This is a genomic window from Faecalibacterium butyricigenerans, assembly GCF_020687345.1.
Lineage (GTDB): Bacteria > Bacillota > Clostridia > Oscillospirales > Ruminococcaceae > Faecalibacterium > Faecalibacterium butyricigenerans.
Map to the genome: position 1 here is coordinate 18322 of NZ_JAJEQL010000019.1, position 23188 is coordinate 41509.

Sequence of the window (23188 nt, forward strand, 5' to 3'; positions counted from 1 at the left end):
TAACACGTCAAGTCCACGCAAAACCATTTATCGTCATTTTTGCAAACAATTTGCTGTGAGCGTTTTAATTATCTGACTTTCCATATAGCAGACCCCCGCCAATATCCGCTGGCGGGGGTCTGCTATCCTATCTTACAGTTCTACGCTGTTCTGTCTGTTCTTCTTCTGGCTTCTATCCGCGGTCTGCTCCTGCTCCCTCATGAGCCCAATGACCTGCTGCATCTTTTCGGCACCGAAATAGTTCCACACTCGCCTGAAATCACGTTTCATCGCATAGAGCTGAGAGTTTTCAGCCTCCACCTCTTTCAGCCGCTGGCTTAGATGATGGGTAGCTTTCTTCTCGTCCTGATAGAAGTGCAAATACTTATCCCGCTCATCCTTGACCTCCCAGTACTTCCGATGGATAGCGAAGAGCACTTTTACCAGCTTCTGGATCAGCGGCATGGCCTTCTTCTCCCGATAGCTCTTGGCGGTCTCAAATGTGGCTGCTTCTGGCACCCATTCTTCTGGCCGCTGGGAGTACTGCGCTGACAGGTTTTCCAGCCCCTCCATGATGGGAGCCAGCTTGTTCAGCTCCCGGCTCTGCTTCTGGTAGGTCAGCTCCGCTTTCTGTACCCGCTGTTCAGCGGCTTCTACGGCTGTCTGCGCTGTTTCCAGCTGTTCCTGCATCTCGGTCAGGTCGGTCTGGCACTCCTGCTTGGCAGCTTCCAGAGCCGCCACCTCTTTACTACGCTCCTGCTTCTTGAAGTCCAGCACTGACAGATGTTCTTCGTGGGTGCCTTTCTGTTCCCACTCGATGCCGTGCCGCTCCATCACGGCAGCAAGCTGCTCTTTCTCGGTGTTGATCCACTGGTTCAGCTCAGATTCTCGCTTGGAGCCGCCTACAAAGCCCAAGGCCTTCAGAGCCTGCTTCAGGGAGACCTTGGTGTCCAGTCCTTTGCCTTTCCAGCCGGACACATACGGCACGAAGTCGATGTGCAGATGGGGCGTAGCTTCATCCATGTGGAGGAACGCTCCGAACACCCGCAGTGTCGGGTTCCGCTCTTGGAAGCCCTGCATATACTCGTCCAGCAGTTCCTTTGCCAGTGCGCCGTTCTCGGTCAGGACGCCCATATCATCTTTGTTGCCGATCTGGACGATCAACTCATGGAAGAGCTTTTCCTGCTTGCCTGTCCGCAGGTGCTCATAGTAGTCGGTGATACAGCGGTCCTTGCGCTTCTGCTTGGCATTGTAACGCTTCACTGCCTCGTCAAACAGTTCGTGGTACACCTTCTGAATCGGCTCATCCCGGTACACGACATTCAGGCTGCTGCGCTTCGGGTCTACGTTTTCAGCGGTGAAACTTCTCCGGTTATGGTTGAGGGAGCCGGAGCCCCGCATTGCGGAAATGGTTCTTTTCAATCGCACGTCCTTTCTCTGTGGAAGTAACTGGTGCCGGACACGGCAAAGGCTTTGTTACTTTCGTCGAAAGTAACGCAAAAGCACTTTTGACAGACGTTCCGTCCATCAAAAGATGCCTTTGCGCCCTGCCGGAGGCTTTCGTCTGCGGACGGGGTTTCGCTGCACCTCACCGCTGCTCTGTCCAACACCACCTTCCTGCGTGATTGCATTCACAGGAGCGTGACACGCTCCTGTCCTCTGCCAATAGAGGAACTCACCAGCGGAAGCTTTCTGGCACGCCTCGTCTGTCCAGATACTCCTGCCGAGCCTGCTCCCGCTGTTCCTCGGTGGGTGCTGTCTTGTACTGGGCATACAGCTCATGCCGCAGCATCGCATCCAGTTTTTGCTCCAAGCCCTGTTCAATAATCTCTTCGTACTCATTTTCGCCGCTCAAATGATAATGCAGCAAGGCGACGAAAAGTTCCTGCGAAATCTGCACATTTTTCATCGTTATCACCATCCCGTGTCGGTTGTGTCGATTGTGACGGTATTTTACATAGTAGCAAAAATACCGTCACAACCGTCACGAATCGTCACGCCCCAGAATTTTCCAGCGTCAATTTGACCACCCTGCCCTCATGGGTGCGCCTGCTTTCGCACCGAATCCAATAGTCGTTGTAGAGCCTGTCGGCACTCACGTTCAGCTTCCGGGTCAGGATGTTTGCCTGTATGCTTACACCAGACAGACGTTCCAGCAGCTCCGTGGGCGTACCACTCCACTCCGGCTGTTCCGGGGTGAGCACCTTTGCCACCGCTTCCAGAAGCGGGTCGGGCGGCAGCTTCCAGAGTTCCGTTTCGGCTCCCTGAAACTCCCAGACGCAGCGTTCCCGGTTGAACTCCAACGTCAACTCTTGGTCCGGTTGGTCACGCCCCACGATGTCCAGCAGAGCGGTATTATCTGTACGCCGCTTCTTCTGCATGATGAACGCTCCATCCGCTGCACCCAGCAGGCCGTTGGTGCCAGAGATCATATCAAAGCTGTCCTCGGCTTCCATCTTCCGGGTGTGATGAACCACCAGCAGGCAGATGCCGTACCTGTCGCTGAAAGTTTTCAGTTTGGTCACGATCTCGTAGTCGCTGGCGTAGCTGTATCGGCCACCGCCGATCTCCCGCACCTTCTGCAGGGTGTCGATGATGATGAGCCGCACATCCGGGTGCTCCCGGATGAAGCCTTCCAATTGCTGGTCAAGTCCCTCGCTCACGGACTTGGCTTGTGTTGCGAAGTAGAGATTGCTGGTCTCCTCTACCCCGAACATCCGGGAGAGCCGCCGCTGCAGCCGGGCGTAATCATCCTCCAACGCCAGATAGAGGACGGTGCCCTGATGCACCTCGTACTCCCACAGCGGAAGCCCCATCGCCACATGGTAGGCAAGCTGCCCCATGAAGAAGGACTTACCCACCTTGGGCGCGCCTACAAAGAGGTAGGTGCCGCTGTACAGCAGGTCGTTCACGATGGGTTTCCGAGGTGGATACACCGTGTCGTACAGTTCGGTCATTGATACCGTGTTCAGCCCGAAATTGTTTGACTTTTTCGCGGCTTGCAGATTGATTTGCTTGTCCGAATTTGTTATAATATTGGTGTTGATTTTTGAGGACGACTGTACCGCATCTGCGCCAACAGATGCACCCGGTACGGTCGTTTTTCTATTGTCCGTCATTCGCATTCCTCCTTAAGTCCGTTCAACGTCAGAGCCACCATTTGCAGGGTCTCCAGCAAGTCCGGCGGAACTTCTTCATCCACGGCCAGCCGCTGCAATTCCTGATAGATTAGCTTCATCTGGTCTCGCAAGGCTTTGTAGACCCTTGGGTTGCCTACCACGGTGATCTCCCGGTCGGTCAAGCGGCGGATGATATACTCCTGTTTGGTCAGCCCGGAGAGCTTTACTTTGGCTTCCAGAACCTCGTCCTCTTCCGGGGACATTCGGAAGGCTACCACCTTGTTCCGCCAGCGGCCTTGCTGGTCGAGTACTCGTTCCATCTTCATCCATCCTTTCGCTCCATGTCCAGCTTCTGCGCCATCTCCTGCTGCTTTGAGGGGAAGAGGTGGGCGTACTTATAGGTGATGTCCACGCTCTCATGCCCCACCCGGTCTGCAATTGCCAGAGCCGAGAAGCCCATCTCGATCAACAGTGATACATGGGAGTGCCGCAAGTCGTGGATTCGTATCCGCTTCACCCCGGCCTCCTTGGCTCCCCTGTCCATCTCGTGGTGCAGGTAGCTCTTGGTCACCTCAAAGATCCGCTGGTCTGGCTGGACTTTGTAGAGGGATTTCAGATAGTCTCTGATCTCGTCCGTCAGAAACTGCGGCATCTGGATGACCCGGACGCTCTTGGGTGTTTTCGGGTCAGTGATCACATCCCGGCCTTTCAGCCTTTGATAGGATTTGGTGATGGAGAGCAGCCCCTTGTCCAAGTCGAAATCTGCCGGAGTCAGAGCCAGTAGCTCGCCCTCCCGGATGCCGCACCAGTAGAGGACCTCAAAAGCGTAATAGGATTGCGGCTTGTCCATCATGACCTCTGCGAATTTGAGGTACTCTTCTTTTGTCCAGAAAAGCATTTCCTTGTGCTTTTCCGACCCCATGCACCCGGCTGTGGCCGCTGCGTTTGATTTCAGCCCGTAGAACCGGACGGCGTGATTCAGAATGGCACTGAGTTGTCCATGCAGCGTCTTGAGGTAGGTCGGCGAGTAGGCCTTGCCGTTTTTGTCCCGGTAGTTCAGCATCTCGTTCTGCCATGCGATCACATCCCGCGGCCTGATCTCACTGAGCCGTTTTTCCTTGAAGTACGGCAAGATTTTCGTTCGGATGATATGCTCCTTGGTAAACCATGTGTTTTCCCGGAGTCGCTTTTTTTGTCCGTGATATAAATTTCCACAAAAGCTTCAAATGTCATGGTCAGGTCTGCCGCCTGTTGAAGAAGGAACTCCCGCTCCCACGCCAGAGCATCCTTCTTGGTGGCAAATCCCCGTTTCAGCTTCTTCTGCTTCACACCTTGCCAGTTCTCGAAGTAGAAGGAAGCGTACCATGTGCCCTGCCTGTTGTCCTTGTAGGCTGGCATTCTATCACTCCTCACCTGCCCCGTAGATCTTCTCCTGATAGTACCTCCTGCTTACCCGGCCTCCCACGGTCGTGTAGCCCTTGGCTCTCAGTTCCTCGTTCCACTGGGCGATCATTTTGTACGCCAGACCCTGCGAGATGTCCAGCTCCTTTGCCAGCTCGTCTGCCTTGATAAAAATGCTGTTTGCCATTTTTTGTCCTTTCCTTGTCGGTTTCATTTCGGTGCCGCTTCATCCTCGCTGACTTCCGGCAGGCATATTCCCTTTGCGGTGCTGTGCCGTCCCCTTACGGAGCGCTCGCTTCCTTTCGGAAGGTCTTGGCGGTTTGGGTCAGTTTGGCGGTCATTCAATTTTACTAAGCATTTTTGCTTATCTTTTTACGTTCTCATTATACTAAACACATTCCGTTAAGTCAAGAGGTTTTCAGGTAAAATCTTAAACTTTTTTGTTTATTTTCTATTGCACCTCCTATTTTTCTGTGCTATACTAGGTTCAACAAATATGTTTAAGTCAGGAGGCAATCGCATGGCAGTCGGTGACCGCATCAAACGTGCCCGCAACTTCCGAGGCATGACCCAGAAGGAACTGGGCATCGCCATCGGGTTTGAGGAGAAAAGCGCAGACATCCGTATCGCACAATACGAAAGCAACACCCGCACGCCCAAGGAAGAGCTGCTCCACAAGATTGCGGAGGTACTGAACGTGAACTACCGTTCCCTCTATGAGCCTACCTTGTACGCCGCAGAGGATGTAATGTACACCCTGTTCGAACTGGATGAGCACTACCCCGGCACCCGGCTCTATGAGGTCACAGACACCACCGATCCGGATCTCCCGGAAAAGCACATGGCGGTCAGCTTCCGCTATCGCCTGCTGGATGAGTTCTTAAAGGAGTGGCAGCTCCGTAAGAAGCAGCTCCGGGAGGGCGAGATCACCAAGGAAGAGTATCTGGAATGGAAGCTCAACTGGCCTCAGACCGCCGACGGCTGCGGCCGGTACGAGCCGAAGAAAAAGTGGCGTAAAGAATAAAAGACACAAAAATGCCCTCTGAAAAACTTACCGTTTCTCAGAGGGTATTCTCATGTCTCTCTTTATGAATAATCGTCTGATAGTATCAAAGCAGTATCAGAAAGCCTTTCGGATCTCAAAATATCGCATTGTATCAATACTTTTCAGGGTTTGCAGATTACTCGAGCTCGATCGTAGCCGGCGGCTTACCGGTGCAGTCATAGAACACGCGGTTCACGTGCTTGACCTCATTGACGATACGGCTGGTGACTGTGCCCAGCACATCCCAAGGCATATTGTAGCTCTCGGCGGTCATGAAGTCGGTGGTGGTGACGGCGCGCAGGGCCACAGCGTAGTCGTAGGTGCGCTCGTCGCCCATGACGCCGACGCTGTGCATATTGGTCAGTGCGGCGTAGTACTGGCTGATCTCTTTATCGAGGCCCGCCTTGGCGATCTCCTCTCGCCAGATGGCGTCGGCATCCTGTACGATGGCGACCTTTTCGGGAGTCACTTCGCCGATAATGCGGATGCCCAGACCCGGGCCGGGGAAGGGCTGGCGGCTGACCAGATACTCGGGCAGACCCAGCTCACGGCCAGCCTGACGGACTTCGTCCTTGAACAGGTTGCGCAGAGGCTCCACCAGCTCCTTGAAGTCCACAGTGTCGGGCAGACCGCCGACATTGTGGTGGCTCTTGATGACGGTGGACTCACCGCCCAGACCACTCTCGACCACGTCGGGGTAGATGGTGCCCTGTGCGAGGAAATCGACCTTGCCGATCTGCTTGGCCTGCTCTTCAAAGACGCGGATGAACTCCTCGCCGATGATCTTGCGCTTGCGCTCCGGCTCGGTGACACCGGCCAGCTTTGCAAAGTAGCGCTCACGAGCGTCCACACAGATGAAGTTGATGTCAAAGCCGTTGGCGTTGCCGGGGCCGAAGACCGAGCAGACCTCTTCCTTCTCATTCTTGCGCAGCAGGCCGTGATCCACAAAAACGCAGGTCAACTGCTTGCCGATGGCCTTGGCCAGCATGGCGGCCAGCACCGAGGAATCGACGCCGCCGGACAGGGCGCAGAGCACCTTGCCGTCGCCGATGCGCTCCCGCAGGGCCTTGACATTGTTCTCCACGAAAGAGTCCATCTTCCAGTCGCCGGTGCAGCCGCAGACATTGTACACGAAGTTGCGCAGCATCTTCTTGCCCTCTGCGGTGTGGAGCACCTCGGGGTGGAACTGGACGGCGTACAGACCCTTCTCCTCATTCTCGGCCGCTGCCACCGGGCAGTTGACGGTGTGGGCCGTGATCTTGAAGCCGGGCGCTGCCTGCTCGATGTAGTCGTTGTGGCTCATCCAACAGATGGTGGAAGGCTGCACATCGGTGAACATCTTGCTGCTGTTGTCCACGAAGACCTCGGTCTTGCCGTACTCGCGCTCCGGTGCGCGGCAGACATGACCGCCCAGCAGGTGCATCATGAGCTGGCTGCCGTAGCAGATGCCCAGCACAGGCACTCCCCAGCGGAAGATCTCGGGGTCGATGGTGGGCGAATCCTCCAGATAGACGCTGTTGGGGCCTCCGGTGAAGATGATGCCTTTGGGGTTCTTTGCCTTGATGATGGAAAGATCTGTCTTATAGGAATAGATCTCACAGTAGACATTGTTCTCGCGGACGCGGCGCGCGATGAGCTGATTGTACTGGCCGCCAAAGTCCAGCACGATCACGGTTTCATGCTGCATGATGTTCTCCTCTCTGTTGTTCCTGATGTGCTTTCTATAGCTGGATTTAGTATAGCACATTCCACAACCAAAAGCGACATCTTTTGTATATTTTCCTGTTTTTGTTTTTCATTTTGAATTGTAAACCTTTTTGCAACTCTCAAGTTGACGCCGCTGCGCCAGTCTGTCATACTGGGCGTATGGCCGCTTTGGGCCAGACACCGGCCCCCGGGGCCGCAAGTATAGGAGGAGCATTCATTATGAGTCAAACCACACAGGCCGCTTCGGCCAGCAAGTCCAGGTTTTCCGTCCGCGACATCTGCTACGCGGGCCTGTTCGCCGCCGTCATCGCAGTGATGGCCCAGATCTCCATTCCGATGCCTCTGGGCGTCCCCATGACCATGCAGACCTTCGCCATCACGCTGGCTGCTGTGGTGCTGGGTTCCAAGCTTTCTGCCATCGCTACGCTGGTCTATCTGGCGCTGGGTGCCGTGGGCGTACCGGTGCTGGCCAACTTCTCCGGCGGCTTTGATAAGTTCGTCGGCCCCACCGGCGGCTTCCTCATTTCCTTCCCCCTGATGGCCTACATCATCGGCCTCGGCGTCGAGCACCGCAACGCCTTCAAGGGCGCGTTCGTCACCGCTGTCGTGGTGGGCACTCTGGTCAACTATGTGGTGGGCGTCGCCCTCTTCGTGGTGGTGGCCCACAGCACCATCGCCGTCGGCATCTCTGCCTGCGTGCTGCCCTTCATCCCCACCGCCATCATCAAGGCTGTGCTGGCCTGCGCCATCGGTCTCAATCTGCGGAAGCGTATCCCGGGTCTGAAGGCATGAGCATCGTACTTCGTCCCCACCATCTGCTCTGCACACAGGGCTACTCCGGCAAGGGCTACGACAACGATTTTGTCGCCCACATGACCGATGTGGTGCACCAGCTCCGGGATGTTCCCGGCACCACCATCCGCCTCACCTTCTCCACCGACACGCTCTGTTCCTGCTGCCCCAACAAACTGGGCGAGGATCTCTGCGACACGCAGGAAAAGGTCAAGCGCTACGACGCAAAGACAGTGGAATACTTCGGCCTCGAGGAAAAGGAATATGTCTATCAGGACCTCATCCGTGCCATCGACGCCAAGGCCACGCCCGAGATCCTCGCCGACATCTGCCGCGACTGCTGCTGGTTCCCCGTCAGCGCCTGCTGCAAGAACATCTGCGAAGGCCGGTATGTGAAGTAAGCTGCAAGCTCTGAAGTCCCATGTTCCCACGACAGTGTGAACACGGGACTTTTTACATATAATAGAAGACCCGTGGTGCAGAGCTTTTCCGCACCACGGGCCTTTTTCCAATCTGATCAGGCGATGAACTTGTCGTACAGGCCAAACACAAAGATGAACAGGACGATGAGGGGCAGGCCATAGGTCAGATAGCCGCGCATCCAGTCCTGCACCTTGAGGCCGTCGCCGGTGTTGACTTCCTTCTTGTAGTTGTCCCAGCCCCAGCCGTAGCGGGTGACGCAGAACAGCAGGTAGACGAGGGAGCCGAGAGGCAGGAAGAGGTTGCTGACGAGGAAGTCCTCCAGATCCAGCACTGCGCCGCCGAAGATGGCGAAGCCGTCCCATGCCCAGACATTGTAGCCCAGCACGCAGGGCAGTGAGAGGGCGATGATGAGGAAGAGGTTGACGAGGCTGGACTTCTGACGGCTCCAGCCGGTCAGCTCCATGCCGCAGCAGATGATGTTCTCAAAGACGGCCAGAACGGTGGAAAGGGCCGCAAAAGCCATGAACAGGAAGAACAGGCTGCCCCACAGACGGCCCATCGACATATTGGCGAAGATGTTGGGCAGGGTGATGAAGATGAGGCTGGGGCCGCTGGTCTGGTCCACGCCGTAGGTGAAGCAGGCCGGGAAGATGATGAGGCCGGAGGTCAGAGCCACGAAGGTGTCCAGCACCACGACACGGACGCTCTCTCCCAGCAGGGCGTGCTCCTTGCCGATGTAGCTGCCGAAGATGGCCATTGCGCCGACGCCGAGGCTCAGGGTGAAGAAGGCCTGATTCATGGCTCCTACCAGCGTGTTGACGACGCCCACCTCCTTCATGCGGCCAAAGTCGGGCACAAGATAGAAGCGCAGGCCCTCCTTTGCGCCGGGCATGAACAGGCTGTTGACGGCCAGCACCACCATGATGACCAGCAGGGCGATCATCATCCCCTTCGTCACCTTCTCAAGGCCGTTCTGCAGGCCGCGGGCGCAGACAAAGATGCCGAACACCACGACCACCACCATCCAGAAGCCCATGATGAGCGGGCTTGCCAGCATCTCGGTGAAGGCGTCTGCCACCTGACCGGCATCCAGACCGGAGAGCTTCCCGGCGGCGGTCATGTAGAAGTAGTGGAGCATCCAGCCCGCCACCGTGGTGTAGAACATCATCAGCAGATAGCAGCCGATGAGGGTGAAGTAGCCGTGGATGTGCCACTTCTGGCCGGGCTTCTCGAGGGCCTGATAGGCGCGCACCGGGCTTTTGTGGCTGGCGCGGCCCACGGCGAACTCCATGCTCATGATGGGCAGGCCCAGAATCACGAGGAAGAGCAGGTAGAACAGCACGAACGCGCCGCCGCCGCCCTGACCTGCCATATAGGGGAACTTCCACACATTTCCGATGCCGATCGCGCAGCCGGCGGAAAGGAGGATGAACCCGAGTCTCGATTTGAGTTTTTCGCGTTCCATTGATTGTCTCCTTTATTGCACCATGCAAAGATCTGCGCCCGTCGTGCTTCGTAGACGACGGGCGCACAGTGTATTGATTATATCACAGCTTGCGGCAAATTTTCCAGAAGCTTCGCTTGAATCTTTTTCATGTTTTTATGAAAAGATCCACTGTATTCTCACGCTTTGAGCAGCTCCGCCTGCATTTCGTCCAGCTGCTCGTAGCTGTAGAGGCGGTTGAGGGCCTCCACCAGTTCTTTTTTCGAGAGCCGGGGCGGCAGCCCGAGGGCTGAGAGCAGCTTCATCTTCCGCTCCGCCGAGCCTGCCGTGCCCGAAAGCCCCCACTCGTAGAGGTCGGTGTAGGTGATCTGCCGCCCCTCCGGCTTCACCGGGGCCGTATCGGCCTCTTCGCCCAGAGCATCCCGCAGCGCCTGCAGGACAAGGGCGTCGTCCACGCCCTCGACCCCCAGAAGCCCCTCTTTGCCGGGCTGAGCCTTCCGCTTTTCCTTGCCGTGGATAGCCGGGACATAGGCCTGTACGACATTCTTTTCCCCCACCAGATTCGTGATGTAGGTGCGGATGCGGAAGCCCGCCGCGTCGGAGTCCGTCAGCAGGATGAGGCCGTTCCTGCGGGCCAATGACTTGAAAAGCTGCTGACGCTTCTTGTCTTTATAGATGCCGAAGCCGTCCGTCAGCAGGATCATGGCGTCCGTCAGATGAGACAGGCGGGCGGCGTCGTACTTGCCCTCCACGATGAGCACACGGTCGGTGTGCAGCAGTTCCTGTTTTTCGCTCATCTTCTTCCTCCTGCCATGGCCAAGCGGCAGAGCGCCGTTTCCAGAAGGGTCTGGGCGCTCACCGGCTGGCTTTTCAGACTCTTGTCCAGCTCCAAAAGGATCTGCATACAGGCCTCGAGCTGGGGCAGGGTGTAGTGGCTGGCCGTCTCCGCCGAGCGCTTGAGCCGGTAGTCGCTGCCCTTGTAGCCAAAGTCCTTGAACACGGTGTTATAGTTCTTCCGCTTGGCCGCGCCCAGCTTGACCCGGTACAGATCGACGTAGCTGCCGATCATGGCAGCAGTGATGGGGATCGGCTCCTGCTGTAAGCGCAGCAGGGTCTGGAGCTTTTTGCACGCGCCGGTAGCGTTTTTCGCCGTGATCATCCGTATCATCTCGAAGACATCGGCCTCAAGGCTCACGGTACCCATCTCGGCCACCATCGCCGTGGTCACAGTCTGATAACCCGAGAGGGCGCAGAGCTTATCCACCTCGTTTTCCAACAGGAAGGGGTCTTCGCCGCAGCGTTCCAGCAGGGCCGCCGCCGTGCCCTCGGAGAGGGTGGTGTCCTGCGCTTTGGCCCGGTCCATCATCATGACCTTCAGCTCGTAGGGCTTGGGCTTGGCCAGCTCCTCGGCGAAGCCGACCTTGGTGCACTGGGCGACGAGCTTCTGTGCCCGCTTGCCCAGCTTGAGCTTATTGCGTTCCAACTCAAACACGCTGCCCAGCACCACCACAGCGTTTTCGAGGCTGGCCAGCGTAGCGCACAGCTCGTCGAGGTCTTTGTCGCTGTAGGCGGCAGGGTCCACCTCGGGCAGAAGCACCACCCGCCGCGTCCCGAAGAAGGAGATGGTGCCTGCCGCCATGATGAGCTGCTCGATTTCCGGCGTCGCGCCGTCCAGCACCGTCGTCTCCTCGTCCTCGCCCTCGGCCAGCAGCTTCGACGCCCGGGCCACGGCCTGCCGGACCAGATACCGCTCACTGGAATAAAAATAGTAGACCGGACAGCCCCCTTGGGCCAGCTGCCGGAGTTTCGTTTCCGTTGCCAAATCATCGGCTCCTTTTTCTATTAAGGTGATGGCCTTATTTTATCATACTCCGCCCGCTTTGAAAAGCGCTCACCCTGCGAGGCGGAGACGCAGGCGGGAGACGGGCACAGCGTCGCTCTCCCGCATCCAGCGGTACTTTCGGCTCAGGGTCAGGCAGTCGGTATACCGGATGTTGTTCGGCCGCGCCATCGACGCCAGCAGCCACTCGGCCCGGATGGGCTTTGCAGGGCGGACGGTGCCGCTTACCGTGACAAAACGCTGCCCGCCGATGGTCAGCCGGACGATGCAGCCCTGCCGGGTGCGGTAAAGCTCCAAGTCCACCCCTCCGCAGGCGGCGCGGCGGGTGGTGTCCGCAGCCAGCGCAGCGGCTTCGATGCGCGTTTCGGCTTTCAGATCGCAGGGCATCTCCGGCTGCATCCGCAGGTCCACCAGCAGCTCCACCCGCTTCACGCCCCGCTTTTCCAGCTGGGTCTCCACGGCCCGCTGGGTGATGCTGCTGCCCCGGAAGAGAACGACCGCCTGTTCCCGCCGGGTGATGATGACGGCGGGCGCGGCCTGCGTGCCCACAAGCTCAATGTTCACCACGTTCCAGCTCAGGGCCGTTTCAAGGCCGAAGGCCAGCGCCGTCAGTAAAACGACCGTAGGAAGTGCCGCCCGGAGGCGGACATTCCACCGCATCGCCGCTGCGCAGAGCAAGAACAGCACGAGGCACACCAGTGCCGCATACCCACCATCGAACCAGAGCGACGCCCCCGGCAGACCGGACACCCGGAAGGCCCACTCGTTCATCCCAAACGCCAGCCCCTCGGCACAGAAGGCTATGGGGCGGCGAAGAATTTCAAACAAGGGCAGGGATCCGAAATTCTGGGCCGCCAGACCCAGCAGCGCCGCGCCGAGGCTGAGGCCCAGCATCGGCCCCACCATCCAGAGGACCGCCACACCCGACACCACGGCCCAGACCGTCGCGCTCATCCCCCGCAGCACCAGCACCGGGAAGGTCGCCGCCGAGGCGCAGAAGGAGACGCAGAGCGCATCCCACACGCCGCCCGCCAGACGGCGGAGGAACAGCACCGGGCGGGAGGCCTTCTTCCCCTGCCTTTTCTTCTTATTATAATAGACTTTCCGGCCTCGCTTTGCGCACACTCCCCCGGCCAGTGTGCCCAGCACTGCCGCAAAGGACAGCTCAAAGCCCACGTCACAGACAGCGTACCCGTTGCCCAGACACATGAGGACGCCCGCCGCACCCAGCGAGGTGAGGGTGTCCGCCGGGCCTCCCAGCCAGACCCCGAGGGAGCTGATCCAGACCGCCACCGCCGCCCGGAGGACCGAGGGCGTCACACCGGTGATGCCCACCAGCAGGAGAGCCGTCCCGGCCCGGAGCAGAGACCTCGCCCGCCGATAGGCCCGGCTGCGCTCCCGCTCCCGGCGGGGCAGAGCGTCCAGCAGACCACAGAAGATGGTGACGTGCAGGCCACTCACCACCAGCACATGGGAAAGTCCTGCGCCCCGGTAGGCGCTGCGGAGGGCGGAGGAAAGATGGCTCTTGTCTCCTGCGGCCATCGCGGCCAGAACGCCGCCGGTGTTTTCTGCCATGCCGCCGCGCAAGGCGCGGCTCAGGGCCGCTTGGAGGCGGGCCGTCCGGGCACGGAAGCTTCGGCCCGGCCCAAGCCGCAGCATCCCCGACTGATACTCCGCGCTCAGGGCGATGCCGTCGGCGTAGTCGCTGAGGCGCTGGGTGGCGTCCGGCAGGTCCAGCGCGAAGCGGCCCCGGATGCGGCCGCCTGCCTCGCATCGGGGCAGACTGACACACTCCACACGGAACCGGACAGCTTCTCCGTCTACCGTCTCCACCCGCAGCACAGCGCTCACCCGGCCCGCCCCATAGGCGCGGCCGATGCTCTCCACCTCTGCGGTCAGGACTGCTTCCTGTCCGGCGTATGACCCCTGTATTTTCGCCAGCCGGGCATCGGTGGTCTCCCGGATGCCGACGCCAACCAAAGCGCCCAGCAGCAGACAGACCGCATAACCTCGTGCAGCCCCGCCTTTCCACCAGACCAGCAGGCAGAAGACAACAAAAATTGCCGCAGACGGCAGCAAAAGCCCCGTCTGCGGCAAAAATGAGCACAATGCTAACACACCCAGCGCACTCAGGCAGAACGCGCAGAGCGGGCGTCGCATCTCAGCTTAGTGGAAAAACAGCGGCAGCGGCTCAAGGAAGATGATGTCCTTGCGCTGTGCTGCATCGCCCTCGGCCAGAACGGCGGCCTGACCCACGATGGTGCACTGGGTCTGCTCGGCCAGCTCATCCAGAGCTTTCAGGGAGCCGCCGGTGGAGATGACGTCATCCACGACCAGCACCCGCTTGCCGTTCATCTTGTCCAGCTCCTTGCGGTCGATGACCAGCTTCTGCTTACCTGCCGTAGTGATGGACTGATCCTCGACGACGACGGGGTCGGGCATATACAGCTTGACGCCCTTGCGTGCGCAGACGTAGGGCTTGCCGCTCTGGCGGCTCATTTCGTGGGCCAGCGGGATGCCCTTGGCCTCAGCGGTCAGCAGGATGTCGAACTCCGGGCACTTCTTGAGCAGCTTGGCAGCAGCAGCCACGGTCAGCTCGGCGTCGCCCAGCATGATGAAGGCTGCGATGTCCAAGTGGTCGTCCACCTTGCAGATGGTCAGCTCACGGGTCAGGCCCGCGACGTTCAGGGTATAAGTCTTAGCCATATTCAACGATCTCCTTCATTTTCCGGAATCAGACAGGCAGCTTCTCGCCGCCCAGAACATGGAAGTGCAGATGCTTGACGGTCTGGCCGGCGTCCTCGCCCACATTGGAGATGACGCGGTAGCCGTTGTCGAGGCCCTGCTCCTTGGCGAGCTTTGCGATGACCGCGAACACATGGCCCAGCAGAGCGCCGTCAGCCTCAGTCAGCGCAGCGGCCGAGGGGATGTGCTTTTTCGGGATGACGAGGAAATGCACCTTGGCCTGCGGGGCGATGTCGTAGAACGCCACCACCTGCTCGTCCTCATAGAGCTTCTTCGAGGGGATCTCCCCCGCTGCAATTTTGCAAAACAGACAATCTTCCATGGGAATCGCTCCTTCCAATATTTTTTAATGAGTCAACCTCTCAGTCTCGCTATCGCTCGACAGCTCCCCTACCGAGGGGAGCCTCTGGCGAAGAGGGAAAGCTTTCCGGAATGCCAAGGCCTCTCCTCGATAGGAGAGGTGGCACGCCGTCAGGCGTGACGGAGAGGTTATCCTTAGCCCAGCTGCTTCTCCACGATGCCCTTGACCGCAGCCAGAGCCTCGTCGATCTTGGTCTCCTCCTTCAGGCCGGCCATAGCGAAGTCGGGCTTGCCGCCGCCCTTGCCGCCTGCGATGGCAGAGATCTCCTTGACCAGATTGCCTGCCTTGAGGCCCTTTTCCTGTGCCAGCTTATTGACGGTGACAGCCATGGTGATCTTATCGTCCGTCTTGCCGACCAGAACCGCCACGCAGGGGTTCACGGCCTTGTCGCGGATGGAGTCGCACATACCGCGCAGGGTGTCGCCGGAGGTGCCGGTGAAGTATGCAGAAGCGATCTTCACGCCGCCGACTTCCTCGGCATTGTCGAACAGGCTGTCCACCTTGGAGGCGGCGACCTTGGCCTTGATCTCCTCCAGCTCCTTGCTCATGGCCTTGTTCTCGGCCATGACGGCCTCGGCACGGATGGGCAGAGAGGTGATGTTGTTGGCCTTCAGGGTGTTGGCCACGGTGTGCAGCATTGCCTCCTGCAGGTTTGCACGGATGAGCAGGTTGCGGCCGGTGACGGCCTCGATGCGGCGGATGCCGGCGGCGACGGAGGACTCGCTGACGATCTTGAAGCCGCCGATCTGGGCGGTGTTCTTGACGTGGGTGCCGCCGCAGAACTCAGTGGACCAGCCCTCGATGTCAACCACGCGGACGACCTTGCCGTACTTCTCGCCGAAGAGGGCCATTGCGCCCAGCTTCTTGGCCTCCTCGATGGGCATCTCCTTGACGGTGACATTCATCGACTCGTAGATCTTATCGTTGACGATCTTCTGCACCCGGGCCAGCTCCTCGGGGGTGACTGCGCTGAAGTGGGTGAAGTCGAAGTGGGTGATCTCGGCGTCCTGATAAGAGCCTGCCTGATGGACATGGTCGCCCAGAACCTCGCGCAGAGCAGCCTGCAGCAGGTGGGTGGCGGTGTGGTTGCGGGCGATGGCCATACGGTATTCCTTATCCACGCAGGCGGTCAGGTGGTCGCCGACATGGACGATGCCGCTTTCGAGGGTGCAGGTGTGGACGTAGTAGCCCTTGGGGGTCTTCTTGACGTCCTGCACCCGCAGCACGCACTCAGGGCCGGTGATGACGCCGTGGTCTGCGGCCTGACCGCCCATCTCAGCGTAGAAGGGAGTCTTGTCCAGAACCACCAGCACGCCTTCCTTGGCCTGCTCGTCGGTGGCGATGGCGTCGGTCAGGTTCTCCTCGTCGCTCAGAGCCACGACGACGCTGTCGCTCTTGAGGCTGTCGTAGCCCACGAACTCGGTGAGGTCAGCGGTCAGAGCGCCGAACAGGTCCTCGCTCCAGCCGGAGATGTTCTTCTTGAGGCGCTCGGCACGGGCACGCTCCTTCTGCTTGGTCATTTCGGCGTGGAAGCCCTCCTCGTCGATCTCGATGCCCTGCTCGGCGGCGATCTCCTTGGTCAGGTCGAGGGGGAAGCCGAAGGTGTCGTTCAGCTTGAAGACGTCCAGACCCTTCAGCAGATGCTGGTGAGCCTTCTCCAGACCGTCGATCATGTTGTTCAGGATGTTCATGCCGGCATCGATGGTGCGGGCAAAGTTTGCCTCCTCGGTGCCGATGACCTTCTTGATATAGGCGTCGTGCTCACGCAGCTCGGGGTAAGCGGACTCGCTGGACTGGATGACCGTCTCCACCAGCTCCACGAGGAAGGGGCGGCTGATGCCCAGCATCCGGCCATGGCGGGCAGCGCGGCGGAGCAGGCGACGCAGCACATAGCCGCGGCCCTCGTTGGAGGGCAGGATGCCGTCGGACACCATGAAGGTGCAGCTGCGGATGTGGTCGGTGATGACGCGGATGGAGATGTCCTCCTTGGGGTCAGCACCGTAGGTCTTGCCCGCGATGTGCTCCACATGGTGCAGCACGCTCTGGACGGTATCGACCTCGAACAGGTTGCCCACACCCTGCATCACGCAGGCCAGACGCTCCAGACCCATGCCGGTATCGATGTTGGGGCGGGCCAGACGCTCGTAGTGGCCCTTGCCGTCGGCGTCGAACTGGCTGAATACAAGGTTCCAGATCTCCATATAGCGGTCGCAGTCGCAGCCCACGCCGCAGGTCGGCTTGCCGCAGCCGTACTCGGGGCCGCGGTCGAAGTAGATCTCAGAGCAGGGGCCGCAGGGGCCGGAGCCGTGCTCCCAGAAGTTGTCCTCCTTGCCCAGACGGACCATGTGGTCGGGGGCGACGCCCACCTTCTTGGTCCAGATGTCGTAAGCCTCGTCGTCCTCCTTGTAGACCGAGATGTGGAGCTTGTCCTTCGGGATGGCCATCCACTCGTCGCTGGTCAGGAACTCCCAAGCCCAGGGAATGACCTCCTCCTTAAAGTAGTCCTGGAAGGAGAAGTTGCCCAGCATCTCGAAGAAGGTGCCGTGGCGGGCGGTGATGCCCACGCGCTCGATGTCAGGGGTGCGGATGCACTTCTGGCAGGTGGTCACGCGGTGGCGGGGAGGCTCCTCCTGAGCGAGGAACCACTTCTTCATGGGGGCCATGCCGCTGTTGATGAGCAGCAGGCTGGGGTCGTTCTTCGGGACGAGCGGGAAGCTGTCCAGACGCAGATGGCCCTTGCCCTCAAAGAAGGTAAGGTACTTGTCACGCAGTTCGTTCAAACCGGTCCATTGCATAGTTTTTATCTCTCCTCGTGTATCGGCGTCCTCCTCCGGACGCAGTTTGTTATGGCAGGCTGACAAAAAACAAAAAACAGCCCTCATCCCGAAAAGGGACGAAGGCTGTCTGAAAAGCTCCGTGGTACCACCCAAATTGCAGAAAAGCCCGCCGGGCCTCTGCCGCTTTGTGCGCTGTAACGCTGCGCAGCGTCCGGTTCGTTTCGCCGGAAGCTCCGGGGTGGCGTAAAAAATGCTCTGCCGGAACGCCTTTCAGCCAAGGGCGTTCTCTCTGGGCGGCGGCACACATCCTTCTGGCCCCATCCTTGCCATTTGCCATAATTTCCGTTCACACGCAAAGGGGCACCCTGCTCCTCTGCGCTCATTTCAGATTATAGCATAGTCAGGCTATTTGTCAACGGGTTTTACAAAAAACTCCCCTTACGGCACCCAGATGCGGAGGATACTGCTCACCTTGCCGTCGGTCGTGGAGACGGTGGTGTTGTACTCCGTCCAGCTGTCCAGATCCGCACCGACGGCGCTGGCCACGCCGTTGGTGCCGTCGGTCTCCACCGATGCGGCGTCCACGCCGGAAGAGCTGTCGCTGAGGGTGATGTTCTCATCCATCGGCAGGACAAACTCGCCCACCATATAATAGACCGGGTAATCGTCGTAGGTGACGGTGCGGTAGACGTCATTGCTGCGCCACAGGTCCACACCGCCCTGCTCGATGCCGCCGTTGATGGAAACGATGCCCGTCTCCTCGTTCCGCTCGATGCTCTCGACGGTCAGGTCCTGTGCCTCCACAGCCCCGTCCGGATGGATGCGGATGGCCTCGCCTGCTTCCAGCCCGTCGATGTCTTCGGTCCGGTAGCTGTCATAGGCATAGACCGTCATGTCCATCTGGCGCTTTTTGGCATCCACATTCGTGATGTTCGCTGCAAACTGATAGGAGCCGGTCTTTATCTCTTCCAGACTGCCTTGAGCGATGGGCAGGACGACGCCCTCCGCCGTTTCGGGCTGGGAGACGGCCTCGCTGCTGGCGGCAGGGCTGGCCGCAGCCATCGAAGCGGCCATACTGCTGGTGACGCTAGCCGCGCTGGCAGAGCTGCAGCCGGTCAGAACACTCAGCGCCAGAACGCCTGCAAGGAGCATCCGTTTCTTATCGTTCTTCATATCGATACCTTCTTCCCTTTCTATAATAGGTATTTCATGCCTAACTTGTTTTGCACTGGCACAGTATACACTTGTTTTGGGAAAAAGTAAACTCCCAACTTGACGCAGGAAGTTGGATTCGCTACAATAAAAGCAAATCTTAACTCATTCTTAACCTTAGAGAGGAAACTTCCGTGAAAATATTGAAAGTAAAATGTCTCGCCCCCACCCGGCTGGACAACTATCTGATGCAGCAGTTCCCCGCGCTGAACCCCGGTCGGCTGAACAAGGCCCTGCGCGAAAACAAGATCAAGCTCAACGGCAAAAAGCAGCCCCTCTCCACCCGTGTCATGGCGGGCGATGAGATCAAGCTGTTCATCCTCGACGATGTGCTGGACGCCGACAAGCGGGTGGAAGGCCCAGCGTGGAAGAATGCCCGCGGCCCGGCACAGGTGGTCTACGACTGCCCTCAGATCCTCATCGTCAACAAGCCCGCCGGCCTCGCTGTGGACGGCCCGGACGACGACACCCTGCTCAACCGCGCTCTGCTCTACCTCAGCCAGCAGGGCGAGTATAAGGAGAACGACATCTACACCCCCGCCCTCTGCCACCGTCTCGACACCGGCACCAGCGGCCTTGTCATCATCGCCAAGACCCCCGAGGCCGAGGAGCTGTTCCTCGCCGCCATCAAAAGCCGCGAGGTAAAAAAGACCTACCTCTGCGTCACCTTTGGCCGTCCTACGCCCCCGGACGCCACCCTCGGCGGCTATCTGCTCAAGGACGCCGACCGCGGCATCGTCAAGATCGTGGAGGACAAGCAGCCCGGCGCAAAGGATGTGGAGACCCAGTATGAGACCATCGCCGTCTCGGGCCGTCTGGCCCTGCTGAAGGTGCGGCTCATCACCGGCCGCACCCACCAGATCCGCGCCCACATGGCCAGCATCGGCTGCCCCATCCTCGGCGACAGCAAGTACGGCAACAATACTGCTAACCGTGAGCTGAAGCTGAAGTATCAGGCCCTCTGCGCGTGGGAGCTGACCATGCCTCACTTCAATCAGCCCGATTTCGAGTTCCTCAGCGGCAAGACCTTCCACGCCCCGAAACCGTGGTACTATCAGCAGGTGCTGGATGGGACGCTGAAGTAATTTTTGATCATACAAACAAAAGCGGCGTCGCAGTGATAGACTGTGACGCCGCTTTTTGTTTACATATGATACCTTTCGTGTATCTTTCTGGCGTGTTCCATTTTCTGTTCTTCTGATACCTGTGTATAGGGATACAGTTCACGATAGTACCAGTCAATCATTTCGTCGGACAATAGGCTTCCGTACGCTTCCGCATTTGCCTTTACGCTCGACAGAAGTTCTTTTCTTTGTACCACATAATAGTTATCCGTATTTTGTCTAATATCCATCAGCCTGCATTCGTCTCCGAACACAATGTAAGAGTAAATATTGACTCGTGTATCTCCCAGAACCCATTGAAGCGCCTTTATATGCGTATCATTCTGCCAGATTGGGTTATAAAATTTATACTTCTGGCTGCCGCCCTTTCCATCAGAAAAGCTTTGCGTCCAATATCTCTGATTCTCACTTCCGAATATCCAACCGCTGTAGTTTTTGGATTCAATCACATAGATTCCCGATTCATGAATCAGAATCAAATCCACTTCTGTAACGTCTCCATTTTCTGTCGGGAGATAGCAATTCGGAAGCATCGCCTTACAGCCGCTTAGTTTTTCCAGTGTGTCATAGATTTTGTTTTCGCCGCACTGACCTCTGTTCCGGCCTCCAAAGCTCACTATGACATAGCATATCAGGACAAGCACAATAACCCAAATCATAAATTTTAGATCCGCACCATATCTGCGGTGATCTCCTCAATGGAGTGCGCGCCGCACATCTGCATGGTGTCAGCCAGCTCACCGGCCAGTTTGTCGATGTAGCACTTGACGCCTTCCTCGCCGCCGCCGTAGACAGCCGTGACGAAGGGGCGGCAGATGAGGACGCCATCGGCGCCCAGAGCCAGTGCCTTGAAGACATCGACACCGGTGCGGATGCCGCCGTCCACGAGGACCTTGACGCCGGTGCCCTTGAGGGCGGCGGCGATCTCAGGCAGGACCTCGGCGGTAGCGGGGCACTGGTCGAGGACGCGGCCGCCGTGGTTGGACACCACGATGGCAGCGGCACCGGCCTCCTTGGCCTTCAGCGCGCCCTTGACGGTCATGACGCCCTTGACGATGAAGGGCCGCTCGGCCAGCTTAACGATCTCGGCCAGCTCGGCCACGCTCTTGCTGCCCGCCGGAGGGGTCATGTTCTTGAGGAAGGGCAGGCCGGCGGCGTCCACATCCATGGCCACGGCAAAGCAGCCGCTGGCCTTGGCCTGCGCCATCTTCTCCTTGATGGTGTCGATGTTCCACGGCTTGATGGTGGGCACGCCGCAGCCGTCGGCATTGCCGATGGCCTTGGTGGCCATGGTCATGACGTCAGGGTTGGTGCCGTCGCCGGTGAAGGCGGCGATGCCGCTCTCGGCGCAGGCCCGCACCAGCACGTCGTTGTAGGTCATGTCGGTGTAGGTATCGGAGTAGTGGAGGTTCACCGCGCCCACCGGGCCGGCGAAGAAGGGATACTTAAAACTGCGGCCAAACAGCTCGACGTGGGTGTCGGGGGTGCCGTTCTCGCACAGGGTGTCCATGTTCACCCGGATGTCGGCCCACTTATTATAATTGCGGATGGCCGTGTCGCCCACGCCCTTTGCACCGGGGCCGGGGATCTGGTTCTTGCAGGCCACGCCGTTGCACACGGGGCAGGCCTTGCAGTATTTGCCGATGCACTGGCGGGCATTGGCCAAAACATCTGAATAATTCATCTGTTTTTCCTCCTGATTTTCCTTGTCTTTCGCGGAGCTTCTGCGCCCTGCATACTCTCTGCCCTCATCATAGTCCCGTTTCGCGCCTGCGTCAAGAGCTTTTTCGACGCTCTCGGCTCCACCGCATTCGCTGCTTCGTCATTTTTGAAAAAATACAAACTTTTTTGAAAAAAAGCTTGACAAAAGACCTTCTTTCAGGTATTATAGTGGAGCGCTGAGGGCCACGGCCTGAAGCGGTGAAAACTGAAGATGTGGAAAGATGGCTGAGTTGGTCTAAGGCGCACGACTGGAAATCGTGTAACGTGTCAAAAGCGTTCTGGGGTTCGAATCCCCATCTTTCCGCCACAAAACCCAGAACCGATGGTTCTGGGTTTTTGTTTTGTTCCGAAAGAGGCTCTCCCAAAGGGAGAGGACAGAAAGGATAGTCTATATGTCTATCAGCATCGCCATGCCCCGGATGAGCACCGACCCGGAGCTTACCACCGCGCAGTCGAAATATCTGGAGAGTCTGGCCCGGGCCGGGGCCGAGGTGCACTGGGTAGAGCTTTCTGACCCGGACGCCGCCGTGGCCGAAGCGCTGACCTGTGACGGCCTGCTGCTCCCGGGCGGCGGTGACATGGACCCCGCTTTTTATGGGCAGGAGCGCATCCCCGCCTGCGGTGAGCCGAATCTTCTGCGGGATGCCGCCGAACCGAAGCTGCTGCGGGCTTTCCTCGCCGCAGACAAGCCGGTGCTGGGCATCTGCCGGGGCATTCAGGTGATGAACGCCGTGCTGGGCGGCACCCTGTATCAGGACATCAAGCCCTTCGAGCACGTCCCCCACAACGACCACTGGGCGAAAGTCCACACCGTCACGGTGCGGCGGGGCACTCTGCTCTCCCGCCTGCTGGAGCAGGACACCGTCCTCGTGAACAGCCAGCACCATCAGGCCGCCGACCGCGCCGCCCCCGGATTGGAGGTCGCCGCCCTCAGCGAGGACGGCATCGTGGAAGCGCTGGAAAAGCCGGACGCACGTTTCTGCCTCGGCGTCCAGTGGCATCCGGAGTGGCTCAGCGATGCAGACCCGGTGCAGCAGGGGTTGTTTGATGCGTTTGTGGAGGCTTGCAGAGGGTAAATGGTTCTCGCGCTGGTGGCGCGGGGCAAAGCGCTTTTTCATTAAGGCTAATGTTCTCTTTTGCGTGCCAAAAGAGAACCAGAAAAGCACCAGCGATTTCGACGCGCTGGATCCACGAGAAAGGGGCTGCTCGCCCCTTTCAGACCCCGAAGGAGAGGTCGAAACGGAAAAAAGCTAGCCGCTTCGCTAAACGCTTTTTTCTCGTTTCTCCGATTTGCTGCTTCGCAGCTGGTGTTACGTTTTCGCAGGGCGTGAAGTTCAGCGACGACGTGAAATCTTCGGCGGAGCCGTAAATAGGAGAAGCACAAAAAATGCGTTTAGCGAAGCGGCTAGCATTTTTGGGCTTCGACTTCTTCTTTGGAATTGTTAAGGGCGAGCAGCCCTTAACTCGTTGCGGGGAGAGTGGAGTCCAGAGGTAGGG

22 protein-coding genes, 1 tRNA gene and 1 pseudogene are annotated in these 23188 nt (G+C 58.8%); 6 read left to right on the plus strand and 18 right to left on the minus strand.

What is annotated here, in order from left to right:
- Positions 1-132: 132 nt before the first annotated feature.
- The 6 genes and pseudogenes from LKD23_RS08385 to LKD23_RS08410 form a co-directional block, all read right to left on the minus strand.
- Entirely contained in the window at positions 133-1401 is a 1269-nt protein-coding gene (locus tag LKD23_RS08385; RefSeq protein ID WP_227621250.1) for a plasmid recombination protein, read from the minus strand.
- A 253-nt stretch (positions 1402-1654) separates the two neighbouring features.
- Positions 1655-1888 carry a complexin-2 gene (locus tag LKD23_RS08390; RefSeq protein WP_158390751.1) on the minus strand — a complete coding sequence of 78 codons (234 nt, stop codon included), beginning with the start codon at positions 1886-1888 and terminating at the stop codon, positions 1655-1657.
- Positions 1889-1973: 85 nt separating this feature from the next.
- The gene (locus tag LKD23_RS08395) at positions 1974-3098 is read right to left on the minus strand and encodes an AAA family ATPase (protein ID WP_227621251.1); all 1125 of its coding nucleotides are present in this window, start codon (positions 3096-3098) and stop codon (positions 1974-1976) included.
- Positions 3095-3424, minus strand: a complete 330-nt coding sequence (locus tag LKD23_RS08400) for a plasmid mobilization protein (RefSeq protein WP_015538530.1) — start codon at positions 3422-3424, stop codon at positions 3095-3097. Before LKD23_RS08400 ends, LKD23_RS08395 begins: the two co-directional genes overlap by 4 nt.
- Positions 3421-4496 (minus strand): annotated as a pseudogene (locus LKD23_RS08405) (site-specific integrase). Before LKD23_RS08405 ends, LKD23_RS08400 begins: the two are co-directional and overlap by 4 nt.
- Before the next feature lie 4 nt (positions 4497-4500).
- Positions 4501-4686, minus strand: coding sequence for a hypothetical protein (locus LKD23_RS08410; RefSeq protein ID WP_015538532.1), 186 nt, complete (start codon positions 4684-4686; stop codon positions 4501-4503).
- 333 nt (positions 4687-5019) lie between these two features.
- Between LKD23_RS08410 and LKD23_RS08415 the strand changes: the two genes are divergently transcribed.
- Positions 5020-5523: a helix-turn-helix domain-containing protein gene (locus LKD23_RS08415; RefSeq protein ID WP_227621252.1), complete on the plus strand. Its 504-nt coding sequence runs from the start codon at positions 5020-5022 to the stop codon at positions 5521-5523.
- 157 nt (positions 5524-5680) lie between these two features.
- Here the strand turns inward: LKD23_RS08415 and guaA are convergent, their stop codons facing one another.
- A complete protein-coding gene (guaA, locus tag LKD23_RS08420; RefSeq protein WP_227621253.1) occupies positions 5681-7231 on the minus strand; it encodes a glutamine-hydrolyzing GMP synthase in 1551 nt (516 codons plus the stop codon).
- Between the two features lie 239 nt (positions 7232-7470).
- Between guaA and LKD23_RS08425 the strand changes: the two genes are divergently transcribed.
- On the plus strand, positions 7471-8043 hold the full coding sequence (locus LKD23_RS08425; RefSeq protein WP_227621254.1) for a biotin transporter BioY: 573 nt from the start codon (positions 7471-7473) through the stop codon (positions 8041-8043).
- Positions 8040-8444 (plus strand): DUF1284 domain-containing protein, encoded by a 405-nt coding sequence (locus tag LKD23_RS08430; protein WP_227621255.1) that lies wholly within the window; start codon positions 8040-8042, stop codon positions 8442-8444. Before LKD23_RS08425 ends, LKD23_RS08430 begins: the two co-directional genes overlap by 4 nt.
- A 116-nt stretch (positions 8445-8560) precedes the next feature.
- On the opposite strand, the gene LKD23_RS08435 is transcribed toward LKD23_RS08430, so the two are convergent.
- From LKD23_RS08435 to LKD23_RS08470, 8 genes are all read right to left on the minus strand, one after another.
- Complete coding sequence (locus tag LKD23_RS08435) at positions 8561-9931, minus strand: sodium-dependent transporter (RefSeq protein WP_227621256.1); 1371 nt, start codon at positions 9929-9931, stop codon at positions 8561-8563.
- A 158-nt stretch (positions 9932-10089) separates the two neighbouring features.
- Positions 10090-10707 (minus strand): ribonuclease M5, encoded by a 618-nt coding sequence (locus LKD23_RS08440; RefSeq protein ID WP_227621257.1) that lies wholly within the window; start codon positions 10705-10707, stop codon positions 10090-10092.
- Complete coding sequence (holA, locus tag LKD23_RS08445; RefSeq protein ID WP_227621258.1) at positions 10704-11732, minus strand: DNA polymerase III subunit delta; 1029 nt, start codon at positions 11730-11732, stop codon at positions 10704-10706. Before holA ends, LKD23_RS08440 begins: the two co-directional genes overlap by 4 nt.
- 69 nt (positions 11733-11801) lie before the next feature.
- Complete coding sequence (locus LKD23_RS08450) at positions 11802-13829, minus strand: ComEC/Rec2 family competence protein (RefSeq protein ID WP_227621259.1); 2028 nt, start codon at positions 13827-13829, stop codon at positions 11802-11804.
- Positions 13830-13916: 87 nt separating this feature from the next.
- Positions 13917-14456, minus strand: coding sequence for a phosphoribosyltransferase family protein (locus LKD23_RS08455; RefSeq protein WP_227621260.1), 540 nt, complete (start codon positions 14454-14456; stop codon positions 13917-13919).
- Between the two features lie 28 nt (positions 14457-14484).
- Positions 14485-14817, minus strand: a complete 333-nt coding sequence (locus LKD23_RS08460) for a histidine triad nucleotide-binding protein (protein WP_227621261.1) — start codon at positions 14815-14817, stop codon at positions 14485-14487.
- Between the two features lie 173 nt (positions 14818-14990).
- Complete coding sequence (gene alaS / locus LKD23_RS08465; protein ID WP_227621262.1) at positions 14991-17651, minus strand: alanine--tRNA ligase; 2661 nt, start codon at positions 17649-17651, stop codon at positions 14991-14993.
- Between the two features lie 420 nt (positions 17652-18071).
- On the minus strand, positions 18072-18806 hold the full coding sequence (locus LKD23_RS08470) for a hypothetical protein (RefSeq protein ID WP_227621263.1): 735 nt from the start codon (positions 18804-18806) through the stop codon (positions 18072-18074).
- Between the two features lie 173 nt (positions 18807-18979).
- Between LKD23_RS08470 and LKD23_RS08475 the strand changes: the two genes are divergently transcribed.
- Positions 18980-19930, plus strand: coding sequence for an RluA family pseudouridine synthase (locus LKD23_RS08475; protein ID WP_227621264.1), 951 nt, complete (start codon positions 18980-18982; stop codon positions 19928-19930).
- 59 nt (positions 19931-19989) lie between these two features.
- Here the strand turns inward: LKD23_RS08475 and LKD23_RS08480 are convergent, their stop codons facing one another.
- Complete coding sequence (locus tag LKD23_RS08480) at positions 19990-20628, minus strand: nuclease-related domain-containing protein (protein ID WP_227621265.1); 639 nt, start codon at positions 20626-20628, stop codon at positions 19990-19992.
- 5 nt (positions 20629-20633) lie between these two features.
- The gene (locus tag LKD23_RS08485; protein WP_227621266.1) at positions 20634-21653 is read right to left on the minus strand and encodes an alpha-hydroxy-acid oxidizing protein; all 1020 of its coding nucleotides are present in this window, start codon (positions 21651-21653) and stop codon (positions 20634-20636) included.
- Between the two features lie 253 nt (positions 21654-21906).
- Here LKD23_RS08485 and LKD23_RS08490 point away from each other — a divergent pair.
- Positions 21907-21998, plus strand: a tRNA-Ser gene (locus tag LKD23_RS08490).
- A gap of 85 nt (positions 21999-22083) precedes the next feature.
- Positions 22084-22767, plus strand: coding sequence for a gamma-glutamyl-gamma-aminobutyrate hydrolase family protein (locus LKD23_RS08495; RefSeq protein ID WP_227621267.1), 684 nt, complete (start codon positions 22084-22086; stop codon positions 22765-22767).
- A 139-nt stretch (positions 22768-22906) separates the two neighbouring features.
- On the opposite strand, the gene LKD23_RS08500 is transcribed toward LKD23_RS08495, so the two are convergent.
- Positions 22907-23188: hypothetical protein (locus LKD23_RS08500; protein ID WP_227621268.1), on the minus strand; the 282-nt coding region annotated here is incomplete at its 5' end.

Bases quoted from the DNA above. Each gene is read 5' to 3' on its own strand.
- LKD23_RS08470 (WP_227621263.1), bottom strand. From the start codon at position 18,806: ATGAAGAACGATAAGAAACGGATGCTCCTTGCAGGCGTTCTGGCGCTG.
- LKD23_RS08480 (WP_227621265.1), bottom strand. From the start codon at position 20,628: ATGATTTGGGTTATTGTGCTTGTCCTGATATGCTATGTCATAGTGAGC.
- LKD23_RS08410 (WP_015538532.1), bottom strand. From the start codon at position 4,686: ATGGCAAACAGCATTTTTATCAAGGCAGACGAGCTGGCAAAGGAGCTG.
- LKD23_RS08495 (WP_227621267.1), top strand. From the start codon at position 22,084: ATGTCTATCAGCATCGCCATGCCCCGGATGAGCACCGACCCGGAGCTT.
- LKD23_RS08425 (WP_227621254.1), top strand. From the start codon at position 7,471: ATGAGTCAAACCACACAGGCCGCTTCGGCCAGCAAGTCCAGGTTTTCC.
- alaS (WP_227621262.1), bottom strand. From the start codon at position 17,651: ATGCAATGGACCGGTTTGAACGAACTGCGTGACAAGTACCTTACCTTC.
- LKD23_RS08455 (WP_227621260.1), bottom strand. From the start codon at position 14,456: ATGGCTAAGACTTATACCCTGAACGTCGCGGGCCTGACCCGTGAGCTG.
- LKD23_RS08395 (WP_227621251.1), bottom strand. From the start codon at position 3,098: ATGACGGACAATAGAAAAACGACCGTACCGGGTGCATCTGTTGGCGCA.
- LKD23_RS08435 (WP_227621256.1), bottom strand. From the start codon at position 9,931: ATGGAACGCGAAAAACTCAAATCGAGACTCGGGTTCATCCTCCTTTCC.
- LKD23_RS08485 (WP_227621266.1), bottom strand. From the start codon at position 21,653: ATGAATTATTCAGATGTTTTGGCCAATGCCCGCCAGTGCATCGGCAAA.
- LKD23_RS08415 (WP_227621252.1), top strand. From the start codon at position 5,020: ATGGCAGTCGGTGACCGCATCAAACGTGCCCGCAACTTCCGAGGCATG.
- LKD23_RS08460 (WP_227621261.1), bottom strand. From the start codon at position 14,817: ATGGAAGATTGTCTGTTTTGCAAAATTGCAGCGGGGGAGATCCCCTCG.
- LKD23_RS08390 (WP_158390751.1), bottom strand. From the start codon at position 1,888: ATGAAAAATGTGCAGATTTCGCAGGAACTTTTCGTCGCCTTGCTGCAT.
- guaA (WP_227621253.1), bottom strand. From the start codon at position 7,231: ATGCAGCATGAAACCGTGATCGTGCTGGACTTTGGCGGCCAGTACAAT.
- LKD23_RS08400 (WP_015538530.1), bottom strand. From the start codon at position 3,424: ATGAAGATGGAACGAGTACTCGACCAGCAAGGCCGCTGGCGGAACAAG.
- LKD23_RS08440 (WP_227621257.1), bottom strand. From the start codon at position 10,707: ATGAGCGAAAAACAGGAACTGCTGCACACCGACCGTGTGCTCATCGTG.
- LKD23_RS08430 (WP_227621255.1), top strand. From the start codon at position 8,040: ATGAGCATCGTACTTCGTCCCCACCATCTGCTCTGCACACAGGGCTAC.